Genomic DNA, 14424 nt, shown 5'->3' on the forward strand with positions numbered 1-14424 from the left:
ATGTGCGAACTGCGCGGCTAACCGGCAAGGCCGCTGAAAACCGCGAGGCCAAGAAAGATGAGAAAGCCCATCGAATCGGTAATCATCGTCACAAAGATCGAGCTTGAAACTGCGGGGTCCTGATCCAGCCGGTCCAGCACCACCGGAATGGCGACGCCGGACAATCCCGCCAATGAAATGTTGCACAATATCGCGACCGCAATGACACTAGCGAGCAGCCAGTTGCCAAAAATCACGCCCGCGCCGAGACCCGCAATCACCGCGATCGTTGCGCCAATGAGCAAGGCGACCCGGATCTCGCGCCAAATCGAGCGCATGGTGTTCGATTGGGTCAACTGATTGGTGGCCAGCGCGCGCACCGTCACGGCCAAAGTCTGCGTCCCTGCATTGCCGCCTATCGACGCGACGATGGGCATCAGCACCGCGAGCGCAACCATCGTTTCAATCGCCGCGCCAAATTGCGCAATGATGAAACTTGCGACCATAGCCGTGCCCAAATTGGCAATCAGCCAGCGCACGCGTGCCTTGTAGCTGTCCGAAATAGGCTCGTTAATGTCGCCTTCGCCTGCACCCGACAGCCGCAGAATATCTTCGTCGGCTTCTTCCTGAACAATATGGACAATGTCATCGGCGGTGATGACGCCCACCAACCGGCCAGAACCATCGACAACAGCGGCGGAAATGAGCGCATATTTCTGAAAGCGTAACGCGACCTCTTCCTGATCCATATCGACCGGGATGAGCGTTTGTTCATGCATCATGATTTCGCTGACCGGCACCTTGCGCTGGCTGCGCATGATCCAGCTCAATTTGCATGTGCCAACGGGCCTATGCTGCGGATCGACGACGAAGATTTCCCAGAATTCTGTGGTCAGGTCTTGGTGATCGCGCAGATAATCGATGAGCTGCCCAACGGTCATATGTTCCGGCACCGCGACCAGTTCGCGCTGCATGATACGGCCAGCGGACTCGTCGGGATACGACAAAGCATCTTCGATGACGGCGCGGTCTTCGGGGTCCAGCTCGGCCAAAACGGCTTGCTGGTCCTCCGCCTCCATATCCTCGATAATCGCAACCGCGTCATCGGTATCCAACTGTCCGGCAAGTCCGGCGACTTGCGACGCAGGCAGGGCGTCGATGATGTCTTCGCGGACATAATCGTTGACCTCGGCCAACACCTCGGCGCTCATGAGGTCGCCTAGGCTGATGGCGAGTACGCCGCGCCGTTCGGATGGCGTCAGTTCGAGAAGGTCGGCAATGTCGGCTTCATGCAGCGGTTCGACCAGCCGGTAGACTTCGTCGAGATTGCCGTTCTCGACGGCGTCGAGAACGCGGTCGACATAATCGCGCGTCAGGCGATTGTCTTCGTCCAGCATTTCCACGATTTCGGGGTCAATGACGGTCGGGTTGGCGATGTCGCTGGTCAATTGCGTGCCTCCCGTTTTTCCATCTGAGACGTTATAGTAAGAATTCGCCCCTCCTACGCAGGCGGCGTCAAAATGCAATGATTTTGGCTTTGCACCTATGCGATGCATCCCCTAGGGCGGCCATCATCCATTTTAAAAGCCTGAAGGAATATCAATATGGCCGATGAAACACTTACCCTTTCGCTCGACAGCGGCGACGTTGTTATCAAGCTGCGTCCTGATCTTGCCCCCAACCACGTCGCCCGCATCACGGAACTTGCAGGTGAAGGCTTTTACGATGGCGTGAAGTTTCACCGCGTTATCCCCGGCTTCATGGCGCAGGGCGGTTGCCCCAATGGCACCGGCATGGGCGGTTCGTCGAAGCCAAATCTGAAGCAGGAATTTAACGCCGAACCACATGTGCGCGGCGTTTGTTCCATGGCGCGGACCAATGATCCGAACACCGCCAACAGCCAGTTTTTCATCTGCTTTGACGATGCCAGCTTCTTGGACCGTCAGTACACCGTTTGGGGCCAAGTGATCAGCGGTATGGAGCATGTTGACGCTTTGCCCAAGGGTGAACCACCTGCGAACCCAGGCGTAATCCGTAAGGCTAAGGTCGCTTAATAAGAAAAAACGCGCGGGAGGCCAGTTGGCTTCCCGCGCGTCTTACGCATGTATGATTCGGTTATTGCGAAGGCTCTGGCGGACGCATTGCTGCCATAGCGGTTTTCAATTCTTCCAAAGAAATCTTGTCGTCCTTGTCCGCATCGATAACTGCGAAATATTGAACCAATGGCCCTTGCGCTTCATCCTTTGCGATGAAGCCGTCCTTATTGGCATCCATGAATGCGACAATCTGTTCTGGCTCTGGGGTGCCGCCGCTTGGCGGGGGCGGGGGGGCATCTTGCGCCATGACGGCGGGTGAAAGCAGGAGTGCCGACAAGACGGCGAATGACTTCAGCATGTATGATCCTTTAACCTATGGAATGTCGTTGATGGTCAGCGCAAGCTGAACATACCCTTTACTACCGTAAAACAATGGCCTGACAACCAAACTCTGTCGCCCTCCAATTGGCAGCCCAAATATCCGCCGCGCGCCGATGCCTGATAGGCGGTGAAGCTGTCGCGGCCAAGCACGCCTGCCCAATAAGGCGCGATCACCGCATGGGCGCTGCCGGTGACGCTGTCTTCATCAATGCCCGCACCGGGCACGAATACGCGGCTGATTATGTCGGTGTCGTCGCCGCGTGCGGTGGCGGTGAAGCTGTCATCGCCTAACGTCGCGAGCGCCTTCAAATCGGGCTTAAGCGCCAATATCTCGGCAGCGGTGGCATAGACAAACATATTGTAATGGTCTGGGTTTCTGCGCATCGACAAAGGCTTGCCACCCATCGCCGCCATCATGTCCGCATTGTAGACCTGCTCGGTCGGAATGGCGGGTAGGGCGACAGCATAAGCATCGCCTTCGCGGCGCACTTCCAGTATTCCTGCTTTGCGTGTGCGGAATGTCACGCGGTCCAGCGCGGGATTTTGGCTCAAGATGATATGCCCGCTTGCCAATGTCGCATGGCCGCAGAGGCGAACTTCAATGGCTGGCGTAAACCAACGCAGTTCATAATCCGCCGCGCCCGTTGCGTCGGGCACATAAAAGGCGGTTTCCGCAAAATTATTTTCCTCCGCAATTGCCTGAAGCACTGCGTCATCCAAATATTCGGTCAGCGGCATAACGGCGGCCTGATTACCCGTGAAGGGACGGTCAGCAAAGGCGTCTACATGGAAATAAGGCAGTTCAGTCATCATGTTCCTCTCCACGTTCTATGGTTTCCGACGGGATATAGCCCATCTCATCCTTATGGCCTTCGGGGTCAGGGTGAATCAAGACTTCGACGCCCGGAAATGCGTCCATCAACGCTTGTTCCACCTCATCCATGATATCATGTGCCGCCGCAACCGTCATATTCGGGTCAACCCATACATGGAATTGGCAGAAATCATGCGCGCCGCTGGAACGGGTGCGCATATCGTGAATGCCGCGCAATTCAGGGTGGCGCAGCGCGACTTCAATGAAACGCTGGCGTTTCTCCTCCGGCCATTCGCGGTCCAGCAACTGGTCGAGCGCTAGCTGCGCGGCGCGATATGCACCCCATGATAACCAAGCGGCAATCGCAATGCCGAATACCGGATCGGCCCCCCGCACATTCAAAATGGTGTCGAGCAGTATTGCAACGATCACCGCGATGTTGAGCAACAAGTCGCTTTGATAATGCACATGGTCGGCTTGAATCGCGACCGATCCGGTTTTGCGGACCACATGCCGTTGATAGGCCAGCAAACCCAAGGTTGCGACGATGGCAATGACCGACACGCCAATGCCATATTCGGGATGCGCGGTCTGTTCCTGCGCGCCCAAGCGCATAATGGCGCGCCATGCGATAAATATGGCCGATACGGTGATCAATATGACCTGAAACAGCGCAGACAGCGCCTCTGCCTTGCCATGGCCGAACCGGTGGTCATCATCGGCGGGCATGGCGGCATAACGGACGCTGAACAATGTCAGCAAGGATGCCAAAACATCAAAGCCGGTGTCCGCCAAAGAGGCCAATAAGGCGACTGAGCCGGTTTGCGCTGCGGCAAATATCTTTAGCGCCAGCAGAAACAGCGCTACCGATACGCTGGCTATGGCCGCGCGCTTGGTTAAAACAATATGCGCATATTGATGGTGATTATGCCCAAGGCTCATCGTGTAAACATCATGGGTAGAGCATGCCGCTTGTCCAGCCGTCGCCTTCACGTTCATACAGCCAACGCTCGTGCAGGCGGAATTCACGGTCTTGCCAAAATTCGATACGCTTTGGGTTCACCATCCAGCCGGACCAATGTGGCGGGCGCGGGACGTTTTGGCCGTCAAAGCGCGCCTCCACCTCGGCAAAGCGCGCTTCAAACGTGGCGCGGTCGGCAAGCGGGCGCGACTGGTCTGACGCCCATGCGCCAAGCTGCGAATTGCGTGAACGCGTCGCAAAATAGGCATCAGCGGTCGCGTCGTCGACGGGGTTGGCCGCACCCTCAATACGAATTTGCCGCCGCAAGGATTTCCAGTGAAATAGCAAGGCAACATGCGCATTGTCCAACAATTGCATGGCCTTGCGGCTTTCAAAATTGGTGTAGAATATAAATCCGCCATGCGTGCCCAGATCGCGGCCATGGCCTTTCAACAGCACCATCCGCACCGAAGGCTGCCCATCGGCGCCCGTGGTCGCCAATGCCATGGCGTTGGAGTCATTGATTTCGGTGGTGCGCGCTTCGGCAAACCAGGTGTCGAACAGGCTAAAGGGATCAGGTCTTTCCATAATCCACCGATAGGCTAGACTGATGCGGGTTAAAAGGGGCTAGACGATAAAATGAACTGGGACATGATATTTGGGTTCGCCAATGCATGGGCTTTGCTGTGTTGGGTGATTTTGGCGCTTGCGCCGAAACGCGAGATTATTGTCCCGATTGTGTTTTTTGCAGGGGCGGTCTTGCTCGCATGCCTTTATGCGGGCCTCATCATTCCGTTGATGGCAGGCTGGATTTCGGACGGTGGACCCGTGGGACGCCCGCCAGCAGATTTTACGACTTTGGCAGGCGTGATGGCGTTGTTTGACTCGCCTGGCGGTGCAACGATTGGCTGGATACATTATTTGGCCTTTGACCTGTTCGTCGGCATCTGGATCGCGCGTAACGCCGACGCGCATAAAATATCCCGCTGGCTTCAGGCCCCGATATTGTTCTTTACATTAATGGCAGGGCCGATTGGCTTGCTGCTCTATCTTCTGCTACGCCAGATAAAGGGCGAAAAACCCGAAAATGCCGTGCTTCCAAGTTGAATCCCGTTGCTGTAATGCCAATGTAAGACGGGTAGCATATTTATAACAGGGACAAGAATGGCAGATCCTTATTCCATATTAGGTGTGTCCAAGGGGGCGGACGGCAAGGCGATTAAGGTCGCCTATCGCAAGCTGGCGAAGGAATTGCACCCCGACAAGAACAAGGACAATCCAAAGGCGTCGGATCGGTTCAGCGAAGTGACGCAAGCCTATGACCTATTGTCCGACCCCAAAAAACGCGGTCAATATGATCGCGGTGAGATTGATGAAAACGGGCAGCCGCGCTTTACGGGTAATCCTTTTGGCGGCGGTGGCGGCCATGGCCAAGGTGGCCCAGCGGGCGGCAATTTCGATTTCGGCAGTGGCGGCATTGACTTGGGCGATATATTTGATGGTCTGTTTGGCGGCGGGGTCGGTGCACGCCCCGGCGGCGGACCTGGCCCACGTCCGCAGCAAGCACCGCCGCCCAAGGGCGCGAACATTGCCTATGCGCATTTGGTGTCGTTCACAGACGCCGCCACGCTTGCGCCGCAACGCATCATGCTGGGCGATGGCAAGACGGTGGAATTCAAACTGCCCGCTGGCATAGTTGCGGGGCAGCAAATCCGTATTCCCGGCAAGGGGCAGCCCGGCCCGGGCGGCCATGGCGACGCGATGGTGACGCTCCAGATTGGCAAGCATCCACATTTGGTGCGGGATGGCGACAATATCCGCATTGATTTGCCAATTTCACTGAAAGAGGCGGTGGCAGGCGGCAAAGTCAAAGTGCCGACGGTTGATGGCGCAGTGATGTTGACCGTCCCACCACGCACCAATTCTGGCGCTGTCCTGCGGATCAAGGGACGCGGCTTTACCGCCAAGACCGGCGCGCGGGGTGATCAGCTTGTGACGTTGATGATCCATCTGCCGACGGACCCGGCGGAACTTGCGCGGATAAGTGACGTTCTCTCGGACAGCCCTGTCCGGGAGAATATGCGTGTCTGAAATTTCGCCTCTGTCGCCGGAGGCGCGTGCACATCTTCCGGCGACAACACATCCCGATGAAAGCGAAGCCAAATGGTTTGCGCGGCTCGGCCTTCCGGGTCAGGTCATTGAAGTGATAAAGCGCGTCGGCTTAGGCGTTTATAGCGACGGTTTCATTCACGCGGGCAATTTTGCCTATCTGTCCTTGCTGTCCTTATTTGCCTTTTGCGTTGTGGCGGCAGCGATTGCTGGTGCATTTGGCCAAACCGAGTCTGGCCTCGCGTTAATCGAAGCATTTTTTAAAACCGTCCCGCCCAGCGTCGCCAGCGCCCTTCAATTACCCATTCAGTCGGCCATGACCGCCCGCTCGGGCCCCTTATTGTGGCTCAGCGCGGGGGTCAGCCTGTGGACGGCAGCAAGTCTTATCGAAACCTTTCGCGACGTGTTGCATCGCGCTTATGGCGCAACACCCAGCCGTGCTTTCTGGCATTACCGTTTGGGCTCGCTGGGTGCGATCATCGCTTCGGTCGTTCTGGCGATGGGCGCGTTTTCTGCGCAGGTGATAGTCACTGCGGCTGAGAACCTCGTATATCGCTACATCCCCACCGCGCAGGCCGTATCGAGCTATTTCGCTTGGGGGCGCATCATTCCCTTTATCGTCTTATTTGCAGCGATTTATGTCATTTTTGCGGGGCTGACGCCGTCCAAATATCGCTCCCCCGACTTCCCGAAATGGCCCGGGGCGGCCTTTGTAAGCATTTGGTGGCTTGGGTTAACCGCGTTACTGCCCATGTTCCTGTCGCGCGTTAGCAATTATGATCTTGCTTATGGCAGTCTGGCAGGGGTGATGGTTGCACTCATTTTCTTTTACCTGATCGGCCTTGGCTTGGTAACAGGGGCGCAGTTAAACGCGGCGCTGGCCAACGCACATGAAAATGGACTAAGACAAGCCAAAGTAAATATCGCTGACGAATGAGGATATTATGACCGGATTGATGGCAGGCAAACGTGGGCTGATTATGGGACTTGCCAATGACAAGTCGCTTGCATGGGGTATTGCAAAGCGCTTGCATGCGCAAGGTGCCGAACTGGCCTTCAGCTATCAGGGTGAAGTCATGGAAAAGCGCGTCCGGCCATTGGCGGCGCAACTGGATTGTGATTTCCTGATCGACTGCGACGTTGCGGACATGGCCAATCTCGACCGCGCATTTGAAACGCTGGCGGGCAGATGGCCAACCATTGATTTCGTGGTGCACGCGATTGGCTTCACCAATAAAGAGGCGTTGCGCGGCAAATATTTTGAGGTCGGATTGGAAGACTTCCTGATGACCATGAACATCAGCGTTTATAGCTTCACCGCTGTCGCAAAGCGCGCTGCTGCGATGATGAAGCCGCTCGATCCCGAAACCGGCGAAGGCGGCGGATCGTTGCTGACATTGAGTTATTATGGCGCGGAAAAGGTTATGCCGCATTATAACGTCATGGGCGTGGCAAAGGCTGCGCTGGAAACGTCAGTCAAATATCTGGCCAATGACGTGGGGCCGCAGGGCATCCGCGTCAACGCCATTTCGGCTGGCCCCATCAAAACGCTGGCGGCGTCGGGCATTGGCGATTTCCGATACATATTGAAATGGAATGAATTGAATACGCCGCTGCGCCGTAATGTCACGATTGATGATGTCGGTTCTTCGGCGCTGTATTTCCTGTCCGACCTTGCGGCAGGGGTGACGGGCGAAATCCACCATGTTGACGCAGGCTACCACACCGTCGGCATGAAACAGGAGGATGCTCCTGATATCGCTGTCTCCTAATGTTTGAGGGGCATAGCGACGCGCTGGTTCTTCTTCTGGCAGGCTGTGCCATGCTGGTTGGCGTCCACGGCTATTTGCATGCGCGTCGGTATTGGGAGGGCTTGCCGCCTTTGTTGGACGCCTTTGTCTCGATGGCAGGCTTTTTGGGCATCATCGGCGCGTTTGTATGGGCAGGCCGTATTGGCACGATATACGGTTATCCCAACGCGGCCCGCGTGATGGGTATCGCAATCGCACTCATCATTTTCCGTGCAATCCGGACTTGGTTGGGCAAGGAGCAGGTGCGCTATCGTTCGGGAAATGTGCAGAAAACGGAAACAGCAAATGAGCTTTAATACTTTCGGCCGCGTGTTCCGTTTTTCGACTTGGGGCGAATCGCATGGTCCGGCGCTTGGCGCGTTGGTCGATGGCTGTCCTCCCGGCCTTGCTTTGTCTGAGGCGGATATTCAGCCATTTTTGGACCAAAGGCGTCCCGGCACGTCGCGCTTCACGACGCAGCGGCAGGAACCCGATGCGGTGCGGATATTGTCCGGCATATTTGAAGGCCGGACGACAGGAACGCCAATTTCATTGATGATCGAAAATGTGGACCAACGGTCGAAGGATTATTCCGACGTCGCCAAGGCCTATCGTCCTGGCCATGCCGATTACAGCTATGACGCCAAATACGGCTTTCGCGATTATCGCGGCGGAGGCCGGTCCAGCGCGCGTGAAACTGCGGCGCGGGTTGCGGCGGGTGCGGTGGCACGGGCAGTGATACCGGACGTTGAAATCATGGCTTATGTCGCCGAAATCGGTGGCGATGCGATTGACCGCGACAATTTCGAAGTGGCACAGATCGGGAAAAATCCATTCTGGTGTCCCGACGAGGCAGCGGCTGGCCGTTGGGAGAAAATGATCGACGAGGCGCGCAAGGCGGGTTCGTCATTGGGAGCCGTTATTGAATGTGTAGCGACCGGAGTCCCGCCCGGCTGGGGCGCGCCCTTATATGCAAAGCTCGACAGCGAGCTCGCTTCGGCAATGATGAGCATCAATGCCGTTAAAGGCGTGGAAATCGGCGCTGGATTTGCCGCCGCTCGTCTGCGCGGCGAGGAAAACGCCGATAGGATGCGCCCATCGGTGGAAGGGTCGAACCATCCCGAATTTCTCGCCAATAATGCGGGCGGGATTGCTGGAGGCATTTCGACCGGGCAGCCAGTGGTGGTCCGCGTAGCTTTCAAGCCGACTTCGTCGATACTCACGCCGGTTGAAACGATCACTACCGAAGGTGAGGCGACCGATATTATCACCAAGGGCCGCCATGACCCTTGCGTGGGCATCCGAGGCACGCCCGTTGTGGCGGCGATGATGGCGTTGGTACTGGCCGATCAGAAGCTGCTGCACCGCGCACAATGCGGTTAGAGGCGTTTTAAGTAACAGCGCGCTCTATGCGCTCTATCGTCCACGGCTCTTGCGCTGCGGCGGCATAATATTGTTCCATCCACGGATGCGCCATGATGGCCTCAGCATAAGCTTGGGCAAAGCCGGGAAGCGTAAAGCCGTACGTCACAAACCGCGTGACCACGGGCGCGAGCATGATGTCGGCGGCGCTGAAGGTCCCGAACAAATATGGCCCTTCCTTGCCAAAACGTGACCGCGCCTCTGCCCAGTTTTGCAATATGCGGACAGCATCGGCGCGGGTTTCTTCGGACAATGTTACGTCGGTGAAGGTCTTGCGCGTGTTCATCGGGCATTCGCGGCGTAAGGATGTGTAGCCCGCATGCATTTCTGCCGCCATGGAACGCGCCATGCCGCGCGCGACCGCGTCCTTGGGCCAATAACGGTCACGCCCGACCTTGTCGGCGAGATAATCGATGATCGCAAGGCTGTCCCAAATCACGGCCTCCCCGTCCCACAAGACAGGCACCTTACCAGCGGAAGGCGCGAGGTCTTCCGCACGTTTGCGCGCGTCCCAGTCTGCGTCAAACAAAGGAACAATGACCTCTTCAAAATGCAGGCCGGATTGTTTCGCCGCGAGCCAGCCGCGCAACGACCAGCTTGAATAGGCTTTGTTGCCAATAATCAGTTTCAGGGTCATGCGACTTTACATGGCCGTTGTTTGCTTTTCTGTCGAGAGGGCAGAAAAGCAAAATTTACGCACTTTTTATGAGGCCACGGCTTCCAACACGGCGGCGCGCAGTTCCTCAATCCCGCCGCGCTTTTCGGCGGAGGTCACCGATAGGTCAGGATAAGCCGCAACATGCTTGCGCAGTTTTGCCATAGTGTCGGTTTCAACTGCGGCCAAGTCGGTTGCCTTGATCTTGTCGGTCTTGGTCAGCACGATGCGATAGCTGATTGCGGCACTATCGAGCATCGACATGATGTCATGATCGACCTCTTTAATCCCATGGCGGCTGTCGATCAGGACGAAGACACGTTTCAGCACCACGCGACCACGCAGATAATCGTTAATCAGGTACCGCCATTGCTGCACGGTCTTGATCGGTGCTTTGGCATAACCATAGCCCGGCATGTCGACGATGCGAAATGTCGCGGGGTCGCCCACATCAAAGAAGTTTAATTCCTGTGTGCGGCCCGGCGTATTTGACGCGCGCGCCAGATTGTTGCGGTTGACGAGCGCGTTAATCAGGCTCGACTTGCCGACATTCGACCGTCCCGCAAACGCGATTTCCGGCACCGTTGGTTCGGGCAGGAATTCAAGCTTTGGCGCCGATTTCAGGAAGCTGATCGGCCCTGAAAAGATTTTGGTCGTCGGTTTGGTCACGCCTTGGCATTCGCTTTCGCCTGCGCCTTTTCTTCGGCATCACGGGCCATCTGTTCGCGCAAGACCGGGTGGCGAGAATATAGCCATTTTTGCTGGGCAATCGAAACGAGGTTTGACATCACCCAATATAATTGAAGACCAGCGGCAAATGGGGCCATGATGAACATCAGGAACCATGGCATCACGGCAAATACCTGCTTTTGCACTTCGTCCATCGGCTGCGGATTGAGCCGTTGCATCAGCCACATTGTCACACCCAACAAGATCGGCAAGATGCCAATCGCGATGAAAGATGGCGGGTCGAACGGCAGCAACCCAAAGAGGTTGATTGGCGTCAACGGGTCGGGTGCGGACAAATCCTTCAACCATAACACAAATGGCTGGTGACGCATTTCAATCGACAGCAGCAAAATTTTGTAGAGCGCGAAGAAGATCGGAATTTGCAGCACAATCGGAAGGCAGCCCGCGAGCGGGTTCACCTTTTCTTCTTTGTACAAAGCCATCATTTCCTGCTGCAGACGCGGCTTGTCGTCTTTCCAGCGTTCTTGCAGCGCCTTGAGCTTAGGCTGCACCGCACGCATCTGCGCCATGGACGCAAATTGCTTTTGCGCGACCGGATACATGAATCCGCGGACAATGAGGGTCAGCCCAATAATCGCAACGCCAAAGTTACCGAACACGCCAAACAGCCAATGGAGAATCCAGAAGAACGGAATTGCGATGAACCAGAACCAGCCCCAGTCAATGGCATAGTCCAGATAGGGAATGCCCAAATCCTGTGAATAAGCGTTGAGGACCGCCATTTCCTTAGCACCCGCAAACAGACGTGAGCTGCTGTCATATGCGGCCCCGGCGGCGACACTGGTATAACGCGTCGGAATAACCTGCGCCTGATAGACATCGCCGCTTGCGCGGAACTTGGCCGAGACAGGCGTTTTTTGATCCGGGATCAGCGCGCCGAGCCAATATTTGTCGGTGAAACCAAGCCAGCCGCCCGTGCTGCTGAACGATGCTTCACCCTTATTTTCTTCGACATCGACATAGCCCCAGTCATAATTGGGCTTGTCATCGAAAACGCCCATGGGGCCGATGTGGATGTGCGTGAATATCGATCCACCTGAGGTCGCGTCGGCGGGCTTACCCGTGCGGCTGAGCAACGCGAAGTTGGCGATTTCGGCAGGGGTCGTGGCATTATTGGTGAAGCGCTGCTTTGCCGTAATCATGAAATTTTCGTCAATCGACAGAGCGATTTCAAACGTCTGACTTTGCGCGTTGGTCCAGCTTAAGGTCACAGGCGTTGACGGCGTTAGCTTATTGCCGCTTGGCGTCCACACGGTTTTGTCGTCTGGCGCTATGATGCCTGTTCCGGCCCAGCCAAAGCGGGCGAAATAGGCGTTTTTGGTTCCAGATGGCGCAAAAAGGCGAACGGGGGGCGAATCCTTGGCAAGCTCGGTACGGTGGGTCAGCAACACGAGGTCGTCGATTTTCGCGCCCTCAAGATTGATCGAGCCTTTCAGCTTTGGCGTTTCGACCATGATGCGGGCCGAAGATTGCAGCGCATTGCCCAATGGAACGGCCTGCGCCTTGGCGGGTGCGGCTTCGACAGACACGTCAGACGTTGCCGCACCTGCGGGATTGGCCGTCGATGCGGCTGTGCTGGTCACAGGCGCTGGTGTGGGGAAGAAATAGCTGGCGACATAGGGCCAACCGAACAGGATGAGACCAGTCAGCAATACTGCAAATATCAGGTTGCGTTTATCGTCCACGTCTAAAATTCCCCGTTAATCCGTAAGTTGAGCGTCATGGCACAGGATCATATCCGTGCCCACCCCAAGGTTGGCAGCGCAATAGCCGTTTGATGGCCAGCCAGCCACCCTTAATTGCGCCATATTTTTGTAGCGCCGTAATCGCATATGCCGAACAGCTTGGGCTATATCGGCACGTCGGCGGCAAAACACGCGATGGCCCCATCTGCCAGGCCCGTGCGACAAGGATGAAGAGCTTTGCGATCATGGGGAGGATAATGTTTCCATCATCAGCCGCATAACTTCCCCAGCGCCTTGACCATGTCGCTGCGCAATGCGCCAAAGTCCCGCTCGATCCCGCTGTCGCGGCCAATCAGGATGTGATCTGCGCCCGCCTTGCCATTTTGTCCGAGCATTTCCTGCGCGAGCGCGCGAAAGCGGCGGCGCATGCGGTTGCGGACGACGGCGTTGCCGACTTTCTTGGTAATGGTAATGCCCAACCGAATCTCGGTGCTTTCATCCTGCCTGTCTTTCACAAGCAAAACAAAACCGGGAGTTGCATATCGCTTCCCCCGGTTAGCGGCCAAGAAATCCGGCCTTTTTTTGATGACGCTATAACCGCGCATGTCGCGGTTCGCCTGCTCGCTTATTAAGCCGACAGCTTCTTGCGGCCGCGTGCGCGACGTGCGTTCAGTATGTTGCGGCCAGCAGCAGTTGACATACGGAGACGAAAACCGTGGCGACGGGCACGCACGAGATTGCTCGGCTGAAAAGTGCGCTTCATGACTGTAATCCTTAAATTTTTTGCGTCTTGTTATGAAAATGGTCGCCGAATCTGCGCAACGACCTTCTCTGTTGCTGTGGCCGATACGGTCAGGATGGTTAAAAGTCAACACGGGTCAGGGCATTTTCATGTCTATGTCGTCGCGACGGAACAGGTGCAGGAAATCGCCTTTGACGTCGGGAAAGGGCGGACGGCCTTTGACCTTGTTGCGCCGCAATGCCCAATTTGCCCAGCGGGCATATTCGGGATGTTGCTTTGAAAGCCGCGAATATCGCTTCTTTGCCCAACGCGAATGTTTAAGGATGACGCCGAGCCCGATGATAAACAGCAATAGTCCGCCTGGACCTGGAAGCCAGCTCACAAGAGGCACCGCAACGATCAGCGCCCAACCCAAAATGACCATCGACCAGCGATAGGCTGGCGTATCGCTCCAGTTTTTTCGTTTCGAGCGGTGCATATGCGTCATGTGGGATAAAGGAACCGGTGTTGCAAGTTCATGTCAGCTCCAAGCCGTTTCCGCAGAAATAAAAAATCTTTAGCATTGTCCGTAATTGCCAGCATGTATTCATGTTTTTGCCGTAATAAGGCTGTATGACCGTTTCTTATTGTTTATGATGAAAGCCTGATGACAAAAGCCCTCTCCCACCTTCACCGCATAGGCGTGCTGCCTGCTGACATCGATTTCATGGGGCATGTGAACAATGCGCGCTATCTGAACTGGGTTCAAGATGCGGTTCTGGCGCATTGGAACAAGCTTGCCCCGCCGGAGACGGCAGCGAAATATCTTTGGGTCGCGCTCAAACATGAAATCACATATCGCAAGCCGGCATTTCTGAATGATGAGGTGATTGCATCGGTTGTGCTGGAAAAGGTGCAAGGGGCGCGGTCATTTTACGATACGGTGATCAAGCGTGGCGAAGAAGTTCTTGCCGAGGTAAAGTCGAGCTGGTGCTGTGTTGATGCAAAAACGCTGCGGCCTGCGCGCATTGCGACCGATGTTCAGGCGTATTTTTTCAGTCGGGATTGATTTTGGATTGGCGGTGCGGCGTTTCATCCTGAAACAAGTTCAGGATGACGGG

Annotated in this window: 20 protein-coding genes; 8 read left to right on the forward strand and 12 right to left on the reverse strand. The window is 56.1% G+C overall.

The window, feature by feature from the left end:
• Positions 1-17: 17 nt before the first annotated feature.
• On the reverse strand, positions 18-1376 hold the full coding sequence (gene mgtE / locus HEQ34_RS09165) for a magnesium transporter (protein ID WP_296199932.1): 1359 nt from the start codon (positions 1374-1376) through the stop codon (positions 18-20).
• A 207-nt stretch (positions 1377-1583) separates the two neighbouring features.
• Between mgtE and HEQ34_RS09170 the strand changes: the two genes are divergently transcribed.
• Complete coding sequence (locus HEQ34_RS09170) at positions 1584-2033, forward strand: peptidylprolyl isomerase (RefSeq protein WP_296199898.1); 450 nt, start codon at positions 1584-1586, stop codon at positions 2031-2033.
• Positions 2034-2094: 61 nt separating this feature from the next.
• On the opposite strand, the gene HEQ34_RS09175 is transcribed toward HEQ34_RS09170, so the two are convergent.
• Genes HEQ34_RS09175 through pdxH form a run of 4 tightly spaced genes read right to left on the reverse strand, consistent with a single transcriptional unit; the run spans position 2095 to position 4759 of the window.
• Positions 2095-2373, reverse strand: coding sequence for a hypothetical protein (locus HEQ34_RS09175; protein WP_296199899.1), 279 nt, complete (start codon positions 2371-2373; stop codon positions 2095-2097).
• A gap of 35 nt (positions 2374-2408) precedes the next feature.
• Entirely contained in the window at positions 2409-3206 is a 798-nt protein-coding gene (locus HEQ34_RS09180) for a PhzF family phenazine biosynthesis protein (protein ID WP_296199933.1), read from the reverse strand.
• Positions 3199-4152 carry a cation diffusion facilitator family transporter gene (locus HEQ34_RS09185; RefSeq protein WP_296199934.1) on the reverse strand — a complete coding sequence of 318 codons (954 nt, stop codon included), beginning with the start codon at positions 4150-4152 and terminating at the stop codon, positions 3199-3201. The genes HEQ34_RS09180 and HEQ34_RS09185 overlap by 8 nt, the downstream gene beginning before the upstream one ends.
• A gap of 10 nt (positions 4153-4162) precedes the next feature.
• The gene (pdxH, locus tag HEQ34_RS09190; protein ID WP_296199900.1) at positions 4163-4759 is read right to left on the reverse strand and encodes a pyridoxamine 5'-phosphate oxidase; all 597 of its coding nucleotides are present in this window, start codon (positions 4757-4759) and stop codon (positions 4163-4165) included.
• 63 nt (positions 4760-4822) lie between these two features.
• On the opposite strand from pdxH, the gene HEQ34_RS09195 reads away from it, so the two are divergent.
• Genes HEQ34_RS09195 through aroC form a run of 6 tightly spaced genes read left to right on the forward strand, consistent with a single transcriptional unit; the run spans position 4823 to position 9453 of the window.
• Positions 4823-5278 carry an ABA4-like family protein gene (locus tag HEQ34_RS09195; protein WP_296199901.1) on the forward strand — a complete coding sequence of 152 codons (456 nt, stop codon included), beginning with the start codon at positions 4823-4825 and terminating at the stop codon, positions 5276-5278.
• 57 nt (positions 5279-5335) lie between these two features.
• Entirely contained in the window at positions 5336-6262 is a 927-nt protein-coding gene (locus HEQ34_RS09200; RefSeq protein WP_296199902.1) for a DnaJ C-terminal domain-containing protein, read from the forward strand.
• Positions 6255-7217, forward strand: a complete 963-nt coding sequence (locus tag HEQ34_RS09205; protein WP_296199903.1) for a YihY/virulence factor BrkB family protein — start codon at positions 6255-6257, stop codon at positions 7215-7217. The genes HEQ34_RS09200 and HEQ34_RS09205 overlap by 8 nt, the downstream gene beginning before the upstream one ends.
• A 7-nt stretch (positions 7218-7224) precedes the next feature.
• The gene (fabI, locus tag HEQ34_RS09210) at positions 7225-8052 is read left to right on the forward strand and encodes an enoyl-ACP reductase FabI (protein WP_296199904.1); all 828 of its coding nucleotides are present in this window, start codon (positions 7225-7227) and stop codon (positions 8050-8052) included.
• Entirely contained in the window at positions 8052-8387 is a 336-nt protein-coding gene (locus HEQ34_RS09215; protein WP_296199905.1) for a hypothetical protein, read from the forward strand. Before fabI ends, HEQ34_RS09215 begins: the two co-directional genes overlap by 1 nt.
• Positions 8377-9453, forward strand: a complete 1077-nt coding sequence (gene aroC / locus HEQ34_RS09220) for a chorismate synthase (protein ID WP_296199906.1) — start codon at positions 8377-8379, stop codon at positions 9451-9453. Before HEQ34_RS09215 ends, aroC begins: the two co-directional genes overlap by 11 nt.
• Before the next feature lie 7 nt (positions 9454-9460).
• On the opposite strand, the gene HEQ34_RS09225 is transcribed toward aroC, so the two are convergent.
• From HEQ34_RS09225 to HEQ34_RS09255, 7 genes are all read right to left on the reverse strand, one after another.
• Complete coding sequence (locus HEQ34_RS09225) at positions 9461-10123, reverse strand: glutathione S-transferase family protein (RefSeq protein WP_296199935.1); 663 nt, start codon at positions 10121-10123, stop codon at positions 9461-9463.
• Positions 10124-10195: 72 nt separating this feature from the next.
• Complete coding sequence (gene yihA / locus HEQ34_RS09230) at positions 10196-10816, reverse strand: ribosome biogenesis GTP-binding protein YihA/YsxC (protein ID WP_296199907.1); 621 nt, start codon at positions 10814-10816, stop codon at positions 10196-10198.
• On the reverse strand, positions 10813-12582 hold the full coding sequence (gene yidC / locus HEQ34_RS09235) for a membrane protein insertase YidC (RefSeq protein ID WP_296199908.1): 1770 nt from the start codon (positions 12580-12582) through the stop codon (positions 10813-10815). Before yidC ends, yihA begins: the two co-directional genes overlap by 4 nt.
• Positions 12583-12616: 34 nt before the next feature.
• A complete protein-coding gene (yidD, locus tag HEQ34_RS09240) occupies positions 12617-12829 on the reverse strand; it encodes a membrane protein insertion efficiency factor YidD (protein WP_296199909.1) in 213 nt (70 codons plus the stop codon).
• Between the two features lie 22 nt (positions 12830-12851).
• Positions 12852-13187, reverse strand: a complete 336-nt coding sequence (gene rnpA / locus HEQ34_RS09245) for a ribonuclease P protein component (protein WP_296199910.1) — start codon at positions 13185-13187, stop codon at positions 12852-12854.
• Positions 13188-13210: 23 nt separating this feature from the next.
• Positions 13211-13345, reverse strand: coding sequence for a 50S ribosomal protein L34 (gene rpmH, locus HEQ34_RS09250; protein WP_125230634.1), 135 nt, complete (start codon positions 13343-13345; stop codon positions 13211-13213).
• A 115-nt stretch (positions 13346-13460) separates the two neighbouring features.
• Positions 13461-13802 carry a hypothetical protein gene (locus HEQ34_RS09255; protein ID WP_296199911.1) on the reverse strand — a complete coding sequence of 114 codons (342 nt, stop codon included), beginning with the start codon at positions 13800-13802 and terminating at the stop codon, positions 13461-13463.
• Positions 13803-13970: 168 nt separating this feature from the next.
• Here HEQ34_RS09255 and HEQ34_RS09260 point away from each other — a divergent pair, with 168 nt between their 5' ends.
• On the forward strand, positions 13971-14372 hold the full coding sequence (locus HEQ34_RS09260) for a thioesterase family protein (protein ID WP_296199912.1): 402 nt from the start codon (positions 13971-13973) through the stop codon (positions 14370-14372).
• The last annotated feature ends 52 nt before the right edge of the window (positions 14373-14424 follow it).

Source organism: Sphingorhabdus sp., from assembly GCF_023910635.1.
In the GTDB taxonomy this organism is placed as follows: Bacteria; Pseudomonadota; Alphaproteobacteria; order Sphingomonadales; family Sphingomonadaceae; genus Sphingorhabdus_B.

Excerpts from the sequence above, each read along its gene's own strand:
- mgtE (WP_296199932.1), bottom strand. The coding sequence starts at position 1,376 with ATGCTGGACGAAGACAATCGCCTGACGCGCGATTATGTCGACCGCGTT.
- HEQ34_RS09170 (WP_296199898.1), top strand. The coding sequence starts at position 1,584 with ATGGCCGATGAAACACTTACCCTTTCGCTCGACAGCGGCGACGTTGTT.
- HEQ34_RS09175 (WP_296199899.1), bottom strand. The coding sequence starts at position 2,373 with ATGCTGAAGTCATTCGCCGTCTTGTCGGCACTCCTGCTTTCACCCGCC.
- HEQ34_RS09180 (WP_296199933.1), bottom strand. The coding sequence starts at position 3,206 with ATGACTGAACTGCCTTATTTCCATGTAGACGCCTTTGCTGACCGTCCC.
- HEQ34_RS09185 (WP_296199934.1), bottom strand. The coding sequence starts at position 4,152 with ATGAGCCTTGGGCATAATCACCATCAATATGCGCATATTGTTTTAACC.
- pdxH (WP_296199900.1), bottom strand. The coding sequence starts at position 4,759 with ATGGAAAGACCTGATCCCTTTAGCCTGTTCGACACCTGGTTTGCCGAA.
- HEQ34_RS09195 (WP_296199901.1), top strand. The coding sequence starts at position 4,823 with ATGATATTTGGGTTCGCCAATGCATGGGCTTTGCTGTGTTGGGTGATT.
- HEQ34_RS09200 (WP_296199902.1), top strand. The coding sequence starts at position 5,336 with ATGGCAGATCCTTATTCCATATTAGGTGTGTCCAAGGGGGCGGACGGC.
- fabI (WP_296199904.1), top strand. The coding sequence starts at position 7,225 with ATGACCGGATTGATGGCAGGCAAACGTGGGCTGATTATGGGACTTGCC.
- HEQ34_RS09215 (WP_296199905.1), top strand. The coding sequence starts at position 8,052 with ATGTTTGAGGGGCATAGCGACGCGCTGGTTCTTCTTCTGGCAGGCTGT.
- aroC (WP_296199906.1), top strand. The coding sequence starts at position 8,377 with ATGAGCTTTAATACTTTCGGCCGCGTGTTCCGTTTTTCGACTTGGGGC.
- yidD (WP_296199909.1), bottom strand. The coding sequence starts at position 12,829 with ATGATCGCAAAGCTCTTCATCCTTGTCGCACGGGCCTGGCAGATGGGG.
- rnpA (WP_296199910.1), bottom strand. The coding sequence starts at position 13,187 with ATGCGCGGTTATAGCGTCATCAAAAAAAGGCCGGATTTCTTGGCCGCT.
- rpmH (WP_125230634.1), bottom strand. The coding sequence starts at position 13,345 with ATGAAGCGCACTTTTCAGCCGAGCAATCTCGTGCGTGCCCGTCGCCAC.
- HEQ34_RS09255 (WP_296199911.1), bottom strand. The coding sequence starts at position 13,802 with ATGCACCGCTCGAAACGAAAAAACTGGAGCGATACGCCAGCCTATCGC.
- HEQ34_RS09260 (WP_296199912.1), top strand. The coding sequence starts at position 13,971 with ATGACAAAAGCCCTCTCCCACCTTCACCGCATAGGCGTGCTGCCTGCT.